The sequence below is a fragment of the Mycetocola sp. JXN-3 genome (assembly GCF_014522285.1).
GTDB classification, from domain to species: domain Bacteria; phylum Actinomycetota; class Actinomycetes; order Actinomycetales; family Microbacteriaceae; genus Mycetocola; species Mycetocola saprophilus.
This window is the reverse complement of the sequence record NZ_CP041635.1, coordinates 1,962,078-1,978,341: the sequence shown is the minus strand read 5'-3', so window position 1 is coordinate 1,978,341 and position 16,264 is coordinate 1,962,078. Positions and strand designations below refer to the sequence as shown.

Below are 16,264 nucleotides of genomic sequence, written 5' to 3'. Positions count from 1 at the left end.
GCCACGCCCGACGCACACTTCCCCGGAAATCCGGGGCGACACGCCGTAACCGTGCTCGGGTGCGTGCTGTCCCTCGAACGGGGCACGTGGGATCCCACGGAAGTGCGCCGCGCCGGATATGCTAGACGATGCCCACGAACCAAGACGGGGCAGAAAGGGCAGGTCATGAACGTCCAAGCCGAAGGAACACCCCAGCAAGAGGTGCTCATCGTTACCGGTATGTCCGGTGCGGGGCGATCGACCGTGGCCAATGCTCTCGAAGACCTTTCCTGGTACGTGGTGGACAACCTCCCGCCGCAGATGCTGCGTCCGCTGATCGACCTGGCCGAACGGGCCGAAGGGGCGATCCCCAAGATCGCCGTGATCGTGGACGTGCGTGGCCGAGACTTCTTCGGCGACCTGCAATCGATGATCCAGAGCCTGCGCGAGGGCACGCTGTTGCGCGTTTTGTTCCTCGATGCGTCGGATGCGGTGCTGGTTCGACGCTTCGAAGCGGTCCGCCGGCCGCACCCGCTGCAGGGCGGCGGCACCACCCTGGACGGAATTGCATCCGAACGTGCACGTTTGGCCACAATTCGTGAATCCAGCGACCTGGTGATCGATACCTCGGAGCTCAACGTCCACCAATTGGGCGGCAAGGTCCGCGACTATTTCGCGGCCGAAGGCACCCCCGGCGTCACCCTCACGGTGATGAGTTTTGGTTTCAAATATGGATTACCGCCGGACGCCGATATGGTTGCAGATGCACGTTTTATTCCGAACCCCTTCTGGGTGCCGGAGCTACGCCCCCTTACCGGGCAGGATGCTGCGGTCAGCGAATACGTGCTCTCCCAGCCTGGAGTCGAGGAATTCGTCTCCGGCTACCTGAACGTGCTGGAGCCGGTACTTACCGGCTACCAGCGTGAAAACAAGCGGCACGCCATGCTCGCGATCGGCTGTACGGGTGGTAAACACCGTTCCGTCGCCATCGCGACCAAGATTGCCGCTGCCCTGGCCGCGTCTCCGGGCGTCGCAGTGAGCCTGTCTCACCGCGACCTGGGGCGCGAGTAGTACCGGGCAGAACTTACCCTTTCAGAGATTCAACGATTGGAACACGCGTGGCATTGACCGACGAGGTCAAGAAAGAACTCACCTCGGTTGTCTCACCCAAGACAACCGTGCGCGCTGCGGAGCTCACCAGCATCCTGCGCTTTAGTGGCGGACTTCACCTGATTAACCAGCGACTGGCCATTGAGGCCGAGGTTGACACCCCCGAGCTCGTACGCCGGGTCCGTAAGGACCTGGCCGAGCTCTTCGGCATCCGCAGCGAGGCCGGTCGGATGGCCCCCTCGGGATCGCGCCGGAATGAGTTCTTCCTCATCCGCGTGCTGGACGGCGAGACCCTCGCTCGTCAGACCGGACTCATGGACCAGCGTCGCCGTCCCGTACGCGGACTCCCCAACCGGCTGACCACCGGTGGCCGCGAGGAGCTTGCCGCCATCTGGCGCGGTGCCTTCCTCGCCCGAGGAACCCTCACCGACCCGGGTCGCAGCGCGGCCCTGGAGATCACCTGCCCGACCGGCGAGTCCGCGATGGCCCTGGTGGGCGCCGCGGGTCGCCTCGGCATTCCCGCCAAGGCCCGCGAGGTGCGCGGCATCAACCGCGTGGTCATCCGCGACGGCGAGGCCATCGGTGCCATGCTGATCGCGATGGGTGCCGCGGGAACCGTAGCCGAGTGGGAGGCCCTGCGCCAGCGCCGCGAGGTGCGTGCCACCGCCAACCGCCTGGTGAACTTCGATGACGCCAACCTGCGCCGTTCGGCCCAGGCCGCCGTGGCCGCCTGTGCTCGCGTGGAGCGCGCAATCGAGATCCTCGGGGACGAGATCCCCGATCACCTCAAGTACGCCGGTCAGCTGCGTCTGAGCCACCGCGAGGCCAGCCTCGACGAGCTGGGTCAGCACGCCGAGCCGCCGATGACCAAGGACGCGATCGCCGGGCGTATTCGCCGCCTGCTGGCCATGGCCGACAAGCGTGCCTCGGACAAGGGCATCCCCGGTACCGAGGCCAACCTCCCGGTAGACATCGACGCGTAGTTTCGGCTTTTTTCTCGATATCGAGAAATATTCGGGGGCAACCGGCGGTTGCCCCCGATAGGCTGAGTATGTGACTCAGTGGTTCGTCACACTGAGCACGAACCCCACACAAGAGGAGATAGGTTTATGGCTATTTACACCCTTCCCGACCTGGGCTACGACTACGGCGCTCTGGAGCCCGCAATCAGCGGTGCCATCATGGAGCTCCACCACTCGAAGCACCACCAGGCGTATGTAACCGGCGCCAACACCGCCCTGGAGCAGCTCGCCGAAGCGCGTGACTCCGGCAACCTCGCGAACGTCAACAAGCTGCAGAAGGACCTCGCGTTCAACCTCGGCGGACACATCAACCACTCGATCTTCTGGACCAACCTGTCCAAGGATGGTGGCGACAAGCCCGTCGGCGAGCTGGAGAGCGCAATCAACGACTTCTTCGGATCGTTTGATAAGTTCCAGGCTCACTTCACCGCCGCCGCACTGGGTGTCCAGGGCTCCGGCTGGGCCGTTCTGGCCTGGGATGCGGTGGGCCAGCAGCTGATCGTTCAGCAGTTCTTCGACCAGCAGGCTAACTTCCCGGCCGGGATCATTCCGATCCTGATGCTCGACGTCTGGGAGCACGCTTACTACCTCGACTACCGCAACGTCCGCGCCGACTATGTCAAGGCGTTCTGGACCATCGTGGACTGGGAAAACGTGCAGCTGCGCTTCGAAAACGCACGCTCGAACGCAAACGGACTCCTGGTACTGTCTTAAGGGACAGAGAAGTCCCGGATAGCACTCGCTGTCCGGGGCTTTTTCGTTTGCGCACTGTTCACCACAGAAAAATAGCAGCGCTTCGGCGCTCCAGCGACAGGAGAAATCCTTTGACCGTCAAGATCGGTATCAACGGCTTTGGCCGTATTGGCCGTAACTACTTCCGCGCCGCCCTCGCAAAGGGCAGCAACATCGAGATCGTCGCCGTGAACGACCTGACCGACAACAAGACCCTCGCGCACCTGCTGAAGTACGACTCCATCACCGGTCGCCTCGATGCAGAGGTTACCTACAACGAGAACGAAATCGTTGTCAACGGCAAGGCCATCAAGTCCTTCGCCGAGCGCGACCCCGCCAACCTGCCCTGGGGCGAGCTGGGCGTGGACATCGTGATCGAGTCCACCGGATTCTTCACCAAGGCCGAGCTGGCTCAGAAGCACATCGATGCCGGCGCCAAGAAGGTTCTGATCTCGGCTCCCGCCTCGGGTGACGCCGCGACCTTCGTGATGGGTGTCAACGAGCACGAGTACGACCCGGAGAACCACCACATCATCTCCAACGCGTCCTGCACCACCAACTGCCTGGCCCCGCTGGCGAAGGTCTTCAACGACAACTTCGGCATCGAGACCGGTCTGATGACCACCGTGCACGCGTACACCGCCGACCAGAACCTCCAGGACGGCCCGCACGGCGACCTGCGTCGCGCCCGCGCCGCAGCCGTCAACATCGTGCCGACCTCGACCGGTGCCGCCAAGGCTATCGGCCTGGTTCTGCCCGAGCTGAAGGGCAAGCTGGACGGCTTCGCTCTGCGCGTTCCGGTACCCACCGGTTCGATCACTGACCTGACCGTGACCACCTCGCGTGAGCTCACCATCGACGAGATCAAGGCCGCCTACAAGGCTGCCGCCGAGTCGGGTCCGCTCAAGGGCATCCTGAAGTACACCGAGGACGAGATCGTGTCCAGCGACATCGTGACCGACCCGCACTCCTCGATCTTCGACGCCGGTCTGCTGCGCGTCCAGGGCAAGCAGGTCAAGCTGTCGTCCTGGTACGACAACGAGTGGGGCTACTCCAACCGTCTGGTAGACCTCACGGTCTTCGTCGCGGATAAGCTCTAACCACCACCTAGCAGCAAAGGAACCCCGCGAGCATGACGCTTCGTACTCTGGAATCCCTGGGAGATCTCGCCGGTAAGCGCGTGATCGTCCGCTGTGATCTGAACGTCCCCCTGTCGGAGGGCAAGATCACCGATGACGGCCGCATCCGTGCGTCCCTGCCCACGCTCAACACGCTCATCGAGCGTGGTGCGCGGGTTGTGATTGTTTCCCACCTCGGCCGCCCCAAGGGCGAGCCGGAGGACCGCTATAGCCTCGCGCCGGTGGCCGCTCGTCTGAGCGAGCTGCTGGGCCGTGAGGTGGCCTTCGCGTCGGACACCATCGGTGCCTCCGCCGCCGAGGCCGTCGCGGGCCTCGAGAACGGATCCGTTGCGCTGCTGGAAAACCTGCGCTTCAACGCCGGTGAGACCGCGAAGGACGACGCCGAGCGCGCCGCCTTCGCGGCCTCGCTGGCGCAGTTCGGGGACGCCTTCGTCTCCGATGGCTTCGGTGTTGTCCACCGTAAGCAGGCGAGCGTCTATGAGCTCGCCGGTCTGCTGCCCAGCGCGGCCGGCCTGCTGATTGCCGCCGAGCTGGATGTGCTGGATCGCCTCACCGAAACCCCCGAGCGTCCCTACGCGGTGGTGCTGGGCGGTTCGAAGGTCTCCGACAAGCTCGGCGTGATCGGCCACCTGCTCCCGCGGGTCAACCGTCTGCTGATCGGTGGAGGCATGCTCTTCACATTCCTTGCCGCTCGCGGCTACAAGGTCGGATCGAGCCTGCTCGAGGCCGACCAGATCGACACCGTGCTGGGCTACCTGGCCGAGGCCGAGAAGCTCGGCGTGGAGATCGTGCTGCCCACCGATGTGATCGTCGCCGAGAAGTTCGCCGCCGACGCCGCACACGAGGTTCGCCCGGTCGAGTCCATCGAGGACACCGCCTTTGGTGCCGCCGGCATCGGTCTGGACATCGGTCCGGACACCGCCGCCGCATTCGCCCAGGCAATCGCCGGTTCCAAGACCGTGTTCTGGAACGGCCCGATGGGCGTCTTTGAATTTGATGCGTTCGCCGGGGGAACCCGCGCGGTCGCCGAGGCCCTCACCCAGGTGGACGGCCTCAGCGTGGTGGGTGGTGGCGACTCCGCCGCCGCCGTCCGCGCACTCGGCTTTGCTGACGATCAGTTTGGCCACATTTCAACCGGCGGTGGCGCGAGCCTCGAATTCCTCGAGGGAAAGCGCCTGCCTGGACTGGAGGTCCTCGGATGGTAGCCACCCGTACCCCGCTCATCGCGGGTAACTGGAAGATGAACCTGGATCACCTCCAGGCCATCGCGTTTGTTCAGAAGCTCGCCTGGGCCCTGGACGACGCCAAGCACAACGAGGCCGACGCCGAGGTTGCGGTATTCCCGCCCTTCACCGACCTGCGTAGTGTCCAGACCCTGATCGCCGCCGACAAGCTGAAGATCGCTTTTGGTGCGCAGGACGTGTCTACCCAGGAGTCCGGCGCGTACACCGGCGAGATCTCGGCCGCCTTCCTGGCCAAGCTCGACGCACGGTACGTGATCATCGGTCACTCCGAGCGTCGCACCCTGCACAACGAGGGTGACGACGTGGTGGCGGCCAAGACCGCCGCCGCGCTCAAGCACAACCTGGTGCCCGTGATCTGCGTCGGTGAGACCGCCGAGGACCTCGAGAAGCACGGCCCCAGCGCCGTTCCGGTTGCTCAGCTGGAGGAGGCCCTGGCCTCCGTCTCGGCCGACTCGGACATCGTGGTGGCCTATGAGCCCGTCTGGGCCATCGGCTCGGGTAAGGCCGCGACCCCGGAGCAGGCCGAGCAGGTCTGTGCCGCGCTGCGCGAGAGCCTGCGCGCCCGCCTGGGTGACGCGATCGCCGACCGCACCCGCATCCTCTATGGTGGTTCGGTCAAGGCCGCCAACATTGCCGGGTTCATGCGTGAGCCCAACGTGGATGGTGCCCTGGTTGGCGGTGCCAGCCTGGACGTGGACGAGTTCGCCGGTATCGTGCGCTTCCGTCAGCACGTCGGAAGCTAGTTCCCCAACGAATTTTTCGGTCCCGGCAGAAATGCCGGGACCGATTCGTATGTGAAGCGCGTCGCCTGGTCCCGAAAGGGCTCCGGAAGCGATAAGCTGATTCCGTACGACCGCGAACCTGGTTTGCGGTCACGTTATACTTGACCGGTTCGCGTGGATGCGCGTTCGGCACATGAAAGGTCCTTCGTGGAGATTCTTCAGATCGTACTGCAGGTGCTGCTGGGCATTACCAGCCTCCTGCTCACCTTCCTCATCCTGCTGCACAAGGGTCGCGGAGGCGGTCTTTCCGACATGTTCGGTGGCGGTGTTTCGTCGAACCTCGGTGCATCCGGTGTGGCCGAGCGTAACCTGAACCGGATCACCGTGATCCTGGGTCTGGTCTGGTTTGTGTCGATCGTGGCCCTGGGCCTGATCACGAAGTTCCAGTCGGTTATCTAACTTTCCGCACGCTGCATTTCTAAGTCTGAGCGGTACAAGGAGTAAACATGGCTACCGGAGGTAGTGCAATTCGGGGTTCTCGCGTCGGTGCGGGCCCCATGGGTGAACAGGACCACGGCTTCCACGCCGATCGCGTGGCGGTGTCCTACTGGGACGCACTGGGCAACCAGACGGTTCGGTACTTCGCGGCAAACCTGCCCGACGAGGAGATCCCCGAGACCATCGACAGCCCCACCAGCGGTCTGCCCGCCGGCCGGGACAAGGAAAACCCGCCGGCTCTGGCGAAGCTTGAGCCCTATAAGACCCACCTCGCGTATGTGAAGGAGCGTCGCACCGAGGAGGAGGCAGCTTCGCTGCTCGAGGACGCGCTGACCGCCCTGCGGGAGCGTCGCGGTACCGCGGCCCCTAAGAAGTAGTTTTATCGCCAGAAGCGCCCCGGGAGGAAACTCCCGGGGCGCTTCTGCATGCCCACAAACGAGGGTCACGAAGCCGAGGGCACGAACGATAGCATGGCGGCATCCACCCATTTTTGTGAAAAAGGAACACATGGAACTCTTGCCGCGCCTTGCCGCCCTCGCCGAAAAGGTGCGGGATCAGCACCAGCAGATTGCGACCGAGGAAGCCACGAAGAACGCGTTCATTATGCCGTTCATCGCGACCATTCTTGGTTATGACGTCTTCAATCCGCTCGAGGTCATTCCCGAGTTCACCGCGGACGTGGGGATCAAGAAGGGGGAGAAGATCGACTACGCGATCATGCAGGATGGCGAAATCCAGATGCTGATCGAGTGCAAGAAGGCCGGGGCACCGCTCAACCTGGAGAACGCCTCGCAGCTCTTCCGCTACTTCGCGGTGACCAGCGCCCGGATCGCGGTGCTCACGAACGGGGTTACCTACAACTTCTACTCCGACATCGACGCCCCGAACCGGATGGACGAGAAGCCGTTCCTGGTCCTGGACCTGTTGGATATCGACGAGAGCATCGTGGGGGAGCTGCAGAAGCTCACCAAAACCGATTTTGACCTCGATTCGATCATCAGCGCCGCCGGGGAACTGAAGTACATCGGCCAGATCAAGCGTGTGATCGGTCGCCAGTTCCGTGAGCCCGATGACGAGTGGGTGCGTTTCCTCACCAGCCGCGTGTACGACGGCGTGATCACCCAGAAGGTGCGCGAGCAGTTCCGTGGGCTGGTCACCAAGGCCGCCGGGCAGTACCTCAACGATCAGGTCAACGAGCGCCTGAAATCGGCCCTGGGCAGCGCACGGCCGCTGCCGATCACCCGGATCGAGGATGAGGATCCCGAACCCACCAACATCGACTCCGATACGACTGGGGGAGAGGCCGAGGATGACGGTATCGTCACCACGCTCGAGGAGCTTGAGGGCTACCACATCGTGCGCGCGATCGTCTGCTCGGACGTGGACGTCGACCGGGTGGTGTACCGCGATGCCAAGTCGTACTTCGCGATCCTGTTCGACGACAACAATCGCAAGCCGATCGCCCGCCTGCACTTCAACCGCGCCCAGAAGTACCTGGGTCTGGTGGACGCGGACAAGAACGAGACCCGCATCCCGATCGAACACCCCACCGAAATCTATGCCCACGCTGATGCGCTGCGCGAGACCGTGCGCCGCTACCACGAGGTCTAACAGCCCATACAAAAACACCGCGGCCCCCGTTCCCAAAGGAACGGGGGCCGCGGTGTTGGGGGACCCTAGTAGGACTGAGCGATCAGATCCTCGGGAACCTCCGAGGCTGCAGCCTCATCCACGAAGAAGACGGTGCGACGACGGCCCTTGACGCCGGCGATCGGCACATCCGCATAGGAGGCACCGGCCAGGGCGAGGCCCAGCGGCGACGCCTTCTCCGCACCGGCCAGCTCGACCCACACGCGGCGGGAGGTGTTGATCGCGGTACGGGTCAGGGTGAGTCGCTCGCTCGGCGGCTTCGGCGAGTTGCGTACCGGCAGGACCGTGTGGTCCTTGTCCAGCACCTCGGTGAAACCGGGGAACAGCGAGGCGGTGTGACCGTCGGGCCCGACACCCAGGAAGGTGATGTCGAAGCGGGGCAGGTTCGAGTCGCCATCGGCGAAACGAGCCAGCTCCTCGGCATAGGCCACGGCGGCGGCATCCAGGTCGAGTCCGGCATCCGATGCGGGCATCGGGTGAATGTTCTCGGCCGGGATGGTCAGGTGATCCAGCAGAGCCGAATACGCCTTCACATCGTTGCGGTCCTCGTGGCCGGCGGGCACAAAGCGCTCGTCGCTCCACCAGAAGTGAACACGAGACCAGTCAACGCTGTCGCGCGCGGCGGAAGCATTGATGGATTCGAGCACCGCGATCCCCACACGGCCACCCTCCAGCACAACGTTTACACGATCGTATTCGTCGAGCAGGTCGAGGGTTTTGGTGAGGAAGCGTGCGGCCAGGGAGGCCGTCAGCGCTTCTGCATCCTTATGAATGAGGACGCGGCGTTCGTTGGTCATCGTTGATCCCTTACTTTACTTCGTGGTGGACTCGGCCAGCAGTTCGGCCAGTCCGGTGGTGATTACATCGCCGTACAGTGCGTCCGGGTCGAGTCGGCGCAGTTCCTCGGCGAGGCAGTCGCGCAGGCTGCGGCGGGGCAGAGCAATTTCGTGCTCGGGCTGACCCGGCAGCTTCAGCGTAGCCGACGTGCTGGTGAACGGACGAACGATCGACACCTCACCGCTGTCGCGCACGAGGGTCACCGAGTGAATTCCGGTGTCGTGCGAACCGCGCTCGGTCTCGACCTGCTCCACCGGCGCCTGCAGCGCACGGCGCAGCCAGGCGGCCAGCAGGATGGTCGAGGGGGAGTCGGAGGCACCCGAGACGATCACCTTGGTGACCGGCTCATACGGCGGCTGGTCCAGCGCCGCGGCGAGCTGAGCACGCCACAGGGTCAGACGGGTCCACGCGAAGTCGGTGTCACCGGCGGTGTAGGTGGTGGCACGCGTGTTCAGCGTGGCCAGCACGTCCTCACCGATCGAGGCGTCGGTGATCCGGCGCTGCGCCATGCGACCCAGCGCGGTGTGCGCCACGTCGGCCGGAGCCTTGCCGGGCCACCAGGCCACAACCGGAGCGTCCGGCAGCAGCAGGCCGGTGATCAGCGATTCCTCGCTGGTCGCGACCGCGCCGAAGACGCTGAGGATGATGACCTCGCTAGCACCGGCGTCGCCACCGACGCGGATCTCCGCGTCCAGGCGATCAACGCTGCCGGGGGTGACCTCGTTGGAGACCACGATCACACGCATCGGGTGCTCACGCGATGCCTCATTGGCGGCGTGAATTGCATCCTCTTCCTGACCGTGCTCGGAGCTGATCACCAGGGTCAGCACACGACCCAGGGCGACGGCGCCGCCGTCTTCGCGCAGGGTTACCAGGCGCTTGGCCACCGCACTGACGGTGGTGTCGGGCAGTTCGACGATCATGGGCGTCTCCAATTCCGGCCGTCACGCTGCAGGAGCTCGTCGGCCGAGGCCGGTCCCCAGGATCCGGGCTGATACTGATCAAGCGGGCCACCCTCTGCGGCCCAGAACTCCTCGATCGGGTCGAGGATCTTCCAGGAGAGCTCAACCTCCTCGTGGCGCGGGAACAGGGGCGGGTCGCCCAGGAGAACGTCGAGAATCAGACGCTCGTAGGCCTCGGGGCTCGCCTCGGTGAACGCGTGACCGTAACCGAAGTCCATGGTCACATCGCGCACCTGAGTGCTGGCACCGGGAACCTTCGAACCGAAACGGATCGTGACACCCTCGTCCGGCTGGACGCGGATCACGAGGGCGTTCTGGCCGAGTTCGGCGGTCTGGCTCTCCTCGAACAGGTACTGCGGTGCACGCTTGAAGACAACGGCGATCTCGGTCACACGACGGCCCAGACGCTTACCCGCACGCAGGTAGAAGGGCACACCGGCCCAGCGACGAGTGTTGATGTCCAGGCGCATCGCGGCGTAGGTCTCGGTGATCGACTCGGGGTTCATGCCATCCTCGTCGAGGAAGCCGGGAACCTGCTCGCCACCCTGCCATCCGCCGGCGTACTGGCCGCGCGCGGTGGCGGTTGCCAGGTCTGCGGGCAGACGCACGGCGGCGAGAACCTTCTCCTTCTCGGCACGCAGATCCGCGGCGTCGAACGAGTTGGGCTCCTCCATCGCGGTCAGCGCGAGCAGCTGCAGCAGGTGGTTCTGGATCACGTCGCGGGCGGCACCGATACCGTCGTAGTATCCGGCACGACCACCCACGCCGATGTCCTCGGCCATGGTGATCTGGACGTGGTCTACGTGGTTGGCGTTCCACAGCGGCTCGAACATCTGGTTGGCGAAACGCAGCGCCAGGATGTTCTGAACGGTTTCCTTACCGAGGTAGTGGTCGATGCGGAAGACCGAGTCGGCGGGGAACACGGACTCGACCACGGCGTTGAGCTCGCGGGCGGTCTTCAGGTCCGAACCAAACGGCTTCTCGATGACCACACGACGCCAGGAGCCTTCCTTCTGGTCGGCCAGGCCCGAGCGGCGCAGCTGCTCGGTCACAACCGGGAAGGCCTTCGGCGGGATCGACAGGTAGAACGCGTAGTTACCCATGGTGCCGCGTTCGCGGTCCAGGGTCTCCACGGTCTGCTTGAGGCGGTCAAACGCCTCGTTGTCATCGAACTCTCCGGGAACGAAGCGGATACCCTGCGCAAGCTGGTCCCACACCTCTTCCCGGAACTCGGTCCGGGAGTGCTCCCGGACCGAGTCGTGCACTACCTGCATGAAGTCCTGGTCTTCCCAATCACGGCGGGCGAACCCGACCAGGGAGAAGCCCGGGGGCAACAGCCCACGGTTCGCCAGGTCGTAAACGGCCGGCATGAGTTTCTTACGTGACAGGTCTCCGGTAACACCAAAGATGACCAGTCCGCTCGGGCCGGCGATTCGGTTCAATCGCCGGTCCGAGCTCAGCCGGAGCGGATTAAACTCCGGCGTAATATCCACGGGGGACATGGGACTCCTAGAAGGTTTTGCGAGGGGTTGTTAGCGCGCGATGGCGGCGAACAGGGTTTCGATGGTGCTGGCCGGGTCGGTCAGGGTGAGGGTTACGACGGGACGACCGTGGTCGGCCAGTACGCTTGCGTCACCCTGCGCCTGAGCGGCAATCAGCTCACCGAAGGTGAACGGACGCTCCGGGATCTCGAGGTCCGCGGGGGCGGTCTCGGTGATCTGCAGGAACACGCCCACGGCCGGTCCGCCCTTGTGGAACTGACCGGTCGAGTGCAGGAAGCGCGGGCCCCAACCGAAGGTGACCGGACGACCGGTTACCGCGGCGAACTGGTCGCGGACACCCTGCAGCTGCGGGTTGGCGACACGGTCTACGTAGGCCTGCACGGAGAAGTAGCCATCCTCGGGCAGGGTGCCGATCAGGGCATCCAGAACCTCGCGGACGGTGGTGGCGGAGCCGATGACCTCGGCCGGGCCGCGCACCTCGATACCGGCGTCCACAAATGCGGGCGCGGTGGGCTCGGGGCGGGAGTCCAGCAGACCGCGGGTAGCGATCTTGGCGGACTCCACGTCGGGCTGGTCGAAGGGGTTGATCCCCAGCAGGCGACCGGCCACAACCACCGCGTACTCCCACACCAGCAGCTGAGCGCCGAGGCTTCCGCTGACGAGGATCTCGCCCTCGCGTGCGTGGTTGTCGAAGTGGGTGTGGGCGTTATCCACCAGGCGCACGATCTGGGTGTCCGCGTAGTCCGCGGTTACCTCGGTCGAGAGCGGCTCGAGCACAACCGGCAGGACGCCGGTGCCGAGCTTTCCGGTGGACTCGGCGATCAGCTGCTCCACCCAGTCGCCGAAGCCGACGATGTGGCTGCCGTCGGTGACGATGCCCAGCTTGCTGCGGAACGCGATGGCCGCACCGAGCAGCAGGCCCGGGTTGGTCTCGTTGTCCACGGCGAGCTCAACCGAGATGGCCTCGGCCTCGTTGAGCAGCTCGTCGATGTCCGCACCGGCGAGGCCCGAGGGGACCAGACCGAAGGCGGTCAGGGCCGAGTAGCGGCCACCCACGTTGGGGTCCGCGTTGAAGACGGTGTAACCGGCCTCACGTGCGGACTTGTCCAGCGGGGAACCCGGGTCGGTGACCACGATGATGCGCTCGGTCGGGTCGATGCCCGCCGCGGTGAACGCAGCCTCGTAGGCGCGACGCTGGCTGTCGGTCTCCACGGTCGAACCCGACTTGGAGGACACCACGAGGGCGCTGGTCTCCAGGCGGTCGTTCAGCGCGGCCAGGATCTGACCGGGAGCGGTCGAGTCCAGGATGGTCAGCGGGGCGTCCAGGGTGTTGGTGATGACCTCGGGGGCCAGCGAGGACCCGCCCATGCCACCCAGCACGATGTGGTTCACACCGGCCGCGCGCAGCTTGTCGCGCAGCTCGATGATCGGTGCCACCAGCGGACGCGAGACCGAAACGGCCTCGGTCCAGCCCAGACGGATCGAGGACTCGGCCTCGGCGTCCGCGCCCCACAGGGTGGGGTTCTGGGCGGTGATACCCGAGGCGACCAGGTCGGCCACCAGGGTGGGAATGGCTTCTTCTACGGCTACCTTGACGGTGCCGGAGAGGTGGATTTCGAAGCTCACTTCGAAGCCTCCAGAGCTGCGTTCACGGTGTCCAGCAGTTCGTTCCAGGAGACGATGAACTTCTCAACGCCCTCCTTCTCGAGCTGAGCGGTGGCCTCGTCGTAGGACACGCCTGCGGCGGCTACGGCGTCCATGATCTCGTGAGCGGCGGCGTAGGCCACGGTCACGGTGTCACCGGTGATGACGCCGTGGTCGGCGGTAGCCTCGAGGGTCTTCTCCGGCATGGTGTTGACAACACCGGCGGCAACCAGCTCGGTCACGTACAGGGTGTCGGGCAGAGCGGCATCCTTGACACCGGTCGAAGCCCACAGCGGACGCTGCTTGTTGGCACCGGCGGCCAGCAGACCGGCGGCACGCTCGGAGGCGAACTCCTGCTCGAAGGCCTCATAGGCCAGCTGAGCGTTGGCAACGCCGGCCTTCGACTTCAGGGCCACGGCCTCGGGGGTGCCCACGGCGTCCAGGCGAGCGTTGATCTCGCTGTCCACGCGCGACACGAAGAACGAGGCAACCGAGTGGATGCCCGAGATGTCGATGCCCTTGGCCTTGGCCTGCTCGAGACCGGCCAGGTAGGCGTTGACCACGGCGCGGTAGCGCTCGAGCGAGAAGATCAGGGTCACGTTGACGCTGATGCCCTCGGCGATCACGGCGGTGATGGCCTCGAGGCCCTCAACGGTCGCGGGGATCTTGATCATGGCGTTGGGACGGTTGACCTTGGCCCACAGCTCCTTGGCCTGCGCGATGGTCGCGGCGGCGTCGTGAGCGAAGCCCGGCTCGACCTCGATCGAGACGCGGCCATCGAAGCCCTTGGAGGAGGCGTAGATGTCGGCGAAGATGTCGCTTGCGGCGGCAACGTCGTCTGTGGTGATCTCGAAGACAGCCTTCGATGCGTCAACACCGGCGGCCTTGAGCTCGGCAACCTGCTCGGCGTAGCTCTCACCGTTGCTCAGTGCACCGGCGAAGATGGTCGGGTTGGTGGTCACGCCGACAACGTTCTTCTCGGCGATCAGGGCCTGCAGGCTGCCGGACTGGATGCGTCCGCGGGACAGGTCGTCGAGCCAGATGCTGACGCCGGCCTCGGACAGGGCGGCGGTACGTTCGTTAGTCATTGAATCTTCTTCTTTCCTGTTCAACGCCTACGCGTTGAGCGAGTCCTTGGCCGCGGCCACAACGGCCTCGGTCGTGATACCAAACTTGGTGTACAGGGTCTTCTCATCTGCCGAAGCACCGAAGTGCTCCAGGGAGATGGAACGTCCACGGTCGCCAACAATTCCCCGCCAGGTGAGGGCGATACCGGCCTCAACCGATACTCGGGCGGTGACAGCGGCGGGGATAACCGACTCCTGGTAGGCGGCGTCCTGCTCGGCGAACCACTCGAGCGAGGGGACCGAGACGACGCGGGCCTGGATGCCCTCGGCTGCCAGTGCGGTGCGAGCCTCAACGGCCAGCTGCACCTCGGAACCGGTGGCGATCAGCAGCACCTCGGGGGTACCGTTCGGAGCCTCCAGCAGCGTGTAGGCGCCGCGAGCAGTCAGCGATGCCGATGCGAAGGTTTCGCCTTCGGCAGCACCCTCGCCACGTGCGTACACGGGGAGGTTCTGACGCGACAGGGCGATACCCTGCGGTGCGGTGTGACGCTTGAGCATCTCGAGCCACGCGTGAGCGGTCTCGTTGGCGTCGGCCGGACGGATGATGTCCAGGTTCGGGATGGCGCGGAGTGCCGCGAGGTGCTCAACCGGCTGGTGGGTCGGACCGTCTTCGCCGAGGGCGATCGAGTCGTGGGTCCAGACGAAGATCGGGGCGATGTTCATCAGGGCGGCCAGACGGACGGCGGGACGCATGTAGTCGGCGAACTGCAGGAAGGTTCCACCGAAGACGCGGGTCTTACCGTGCAGGGCGATACCGTTCATGATTGCGCCCATGGCGTGCTCACGGATACCGAAGTGCAGGACGCGACCGTAGTCGTTACCGGTCCACGCGTTGGTGGAGTGCTCGGCGGGAACAAACGAGGGGGCACCCTCGATGGTGGTGTTGTTCGAACCGGCGAGGTCGGCGGAGCCACCCCACAGCTCGGGCAGAACCGAGGCGAGGCCGTTGATGACCTTACCCGAGGCAACACGGGTCGAAACCGAAGAGCCACCCTCGAAGACCGGCAGAGCGGACTCGATGTCGGCGGGCAGTTCGCCAGCCTCGAGGCGAGCCAGCAGTTCGGCGCGCTCGGGGTTTGCGGCGGCCCAGGCGTCAAAGCGAACCTGCCATGCTGCGTGCAGCTCGGCACCGCGTGCCACGGCACCGCGGGTGTGGTTGATGACGTCCTCGTCCACCTGGAAGCTCTGCTCCGGGTCGAAGCCCACAACGGTCTTCAGCGCGGCGAGCTCCTCGGCACCCAGCTTGGAGCCGTGGATACCACCGGAGTTCTGCTTCTTGGGGGAGGGGTAACCGATGATGGTCTTGAGGATGATCAGCGAGGGCTTCTTGGTCTCTGCCTTGGCAGCCTCGATGGTGTCGTTCAGTTCCTGAACGTCCTCGACGTACTCGCCGTTCTTCTTCCAGTCGACGATGCGCACATCCCAGCCGTAGGCCTCGTAGCGCTTGGCGACGTCCTCGGTGAAGGCGATGTTGGTGTCGTCCTCGATCGAGATCTGGTTGGAGTCGTAAATGGCAATCAGGTTGCCAAGCTCCTGGTGGCCGGCCAGCGAGGAAGCCTCGCTGGTCACGCCCTCCTGCAGGTCACCGTCTCCGGCAACGACGTAGACGAAGTGGTCGAAGGGGCTGGTGCCCGCCTCGGCCTCGGGGTCAAACAGACCACGCTCGTAGCGTGCGGCGTAGGCGAAGCCCACGGCCGAGGCGAGACCCTGACCCAGCGGGCCGGTGGTGATCTCCACGTGGTCGGTGTGACCAAACTCGGGGTGACCCGGGGTCTTCGAGCCCCAGGTGCGCAGTGCCTCGATGTCGGCCTTTTCCAGGCCGAATCCGCCGAGGTACAGCTGGACGTACTGAGTGAGGGAGGAGTGGCCGACCGACAGCACGAAGCGGTCGCGTCCCAGCCAGTCCTGGTCGCTCGGGTCCTTGTGCATGACCTTCTGGAAGAGGAGGTAGGCGACCGGTGCGAGGCTCATTGCCGTTCCGGGGTGGCCGTTACCGACCTTTTCTACGGCATCCGCCGCGAGAACGCGAGCGGTGTTAACCGCCTTGTTGTCGATGGGATCCCACTTCAGAGCTGCCAAGATTATTGACCTTTCCT

15 protein-coding genes are annotated in these 16,264 nt (G+C 64.9%); 9 read left to right on the top strand and 6 right to left on the bottom strand.

What is annotated here, in order from left to right:
• Positions 1-165: 165 nt before the first annotated feature.
• From rapZ to C7C57_RS09055, 9 genes are all read left to right on the top strand, one after another.
• The gene (gene rapZ, locus C7C57_RS09095) at positions 166-1,050 is read left to right on the top strand and encodes an RNase adapter RapZ (protein WP_030143369.1); all 885 of its coding nucleotides are present in this window, start codon (positions 166-168) and stop codon (positions 1,048-1,050) included.
• A gap of 47 nt (positions 1,051-1,097) precedes the next feature.
• Positions 1,098-2,072 carry a DNA-binding protein WhiA gene (gene whiA, locus C7C57_RS09090; protein ID WP_030143370.1) on the top strand — a complete coding sequence of 325 codons (975 nt, stop codon included), beginning with the start codon at positions 1,098-1,100 and terminating at the stop codon, positions 2,070-2,072.
• Between the two features lie 126 nt (positions 2,073-2,198).
• Positions 2,199-2,825 (top strand): superoxide dismutase, encoded by a 627-nt coding sequence (locus C7C57_RS09085; RefSeq protein WP_030143371.1) that lies wholly within the window; start codon positions 2,199-2,201, stop codon positions 2,823-2,825.
• A 110-nt stretch (positions 2,826-2,935) separates the two neighbouring features.
• Positions 2,936-3,943, top strand: coding sequence for a type I glyceraldehyde-3-phosphate dehydrogenase (gene gap, locus C7C57_RS09080; protein ID WP_187976168.1), 1,008 nt, complete (start codon positions 2,936-2,938; stop codon positions 3,941-3,943).
• Positions 3,944-3,975: 32 nt separating this feature from the next.
• On the top strand, positions 3,976-5,187 hold the full coding sequence (pgk, locus tag C7C57_RS09075) for a phosphoglycerate kinase (protein ID WP_030143373.1): 1,212 nt from the start codon (positions 3,976-3,978) through the stop codon (positions 5,185-5,187).
• Positions 5,181-5,969, top strand: a complete 789-nt coding sequence (tpiA, locus tag C7C57_RS09070) for a triose-phosphate isomerase (RefSeq protein ID WP_187976167.1) — start codon at positions 5,181-5,183, stop codon at positions 5,967-5,969. Before pgk ends, tpiA begins: the two co-directional genes overlap by 7 nt.
• A gap of 186 nt (positions 5,970-6,155) precedes the next feature.
• Positions 6,156-6,407, top strand: coding sequence for a preprotein translocase subunit SecG (gene secG, locus C7C57_RS09065; RefSeq protein ID WP_030143375.1), 252 nt, complete (start codon positions 6,156-6,158; stop codon positions 6,405-6,407).
• Positions 6,408-6,454: 47 nt separating this feature from the next.
• Positions 6,455-6,823 (top strand): RNA polymerase-binding protein RbpA, encoded by a 369-nt coding sequence (locus C7C57_RS09060; protein ID WP_030143376.1) that lies wholly within the window; start codon positions 6,455-6,457, stop codon positions 6,821-6,823.
• 130 nt (positions 6,824-6,953) lie between these two features.
• Positions 6,954-8,057, top strand: coding sequence for a type I restriction endonuclease (locus C7C57_RS09055; protein WP_187976166.1), 1,104 nt, complete (start codon positions 6,954-6,956; stop codon positions 8,055-8,057).
• 65 nt (positions 8,058-8,122) lie between these two features.
• Here the strand turns inward: C7C57_RS09055 and pgl are convergent, their stop codons facing one another.
• From pgl to tkt, 6 genes are read right to left on the bottom strand one after another with little or no spacing between them, the layout of a single operon-like run.
• Positions 8,123-8,893, bottom strand: a complete 771-nt coding sequence (gene pgl / locus C7C57_RS09050) for a 6-phosphogluconolactonase (protein WP_030143378.1) — start codon at positions 8,891-8,893, stop codon at positions 8,123-8,125.
• Positions 8,894-8,908: 15 nt separating this feature from the next.
• Positions 8,909-9,856, bottom strand: a complete 948-nt coding sequence (locus tag C7C57_RS09045; RefSeq protein WP_030143379.1) for a glucose-6-phosphate dehydrogenase assembly protein OpcA — start codon at positions 9,854-9,856, stop codon at positions 8,909-8,911.
• Entirely contained in the window at positions 9,853-11,397 is a 1,545-nt protein-coding gene (gene zwf / locus C7C57_RS09040) for a glucose-6-phosphate dehydrogenase (RefSeq protein ID WP_030143380.1), read from the bottom strand. The genes C7C57_RS09045 and zwf overlap by 4 nt, the downstream gene beginning before the upstream one ends.
• A 30-nt stretch (positions 11,398-11,427) precedes the next feature.
• A complete protein-coding gene (locus C7C57_RS09035; protein WP_187976165.1) occupies positions 11,428-13,023 on the bottom strand; it encodes a glucose-6-phosphate isomerase in 1,596 nt (531 codons plus the stop codon).
• Positions 13,020-14,129 (bottom strand): transaldolase, encoded by a 1,110-nt coding sequence (gene tal / locus C7C57_RS09030; protein ID WP_030143382.1) that lies wholly within the window; start codon positions 14,127-14,129, stop codon positions 13,020-13,022. The genes C7C57_RS09035 and tal overlap by 4 nt, the downstream gene beginning before the upstream one ends.
• Before the next feature lie 27 nt (positions 14,130-14,156).
• A complete protein-coding gene (gene tkt, locus C7C57_RS09025; protein WP_187976164.1) occupies positions 14,157-16,247 on the bottom strand; it encodes a transketolase in 2,091 nt (696 codons plus the stop codon).
• Positions 16,248-16,264: the final 17 nt, after the last annotated feature.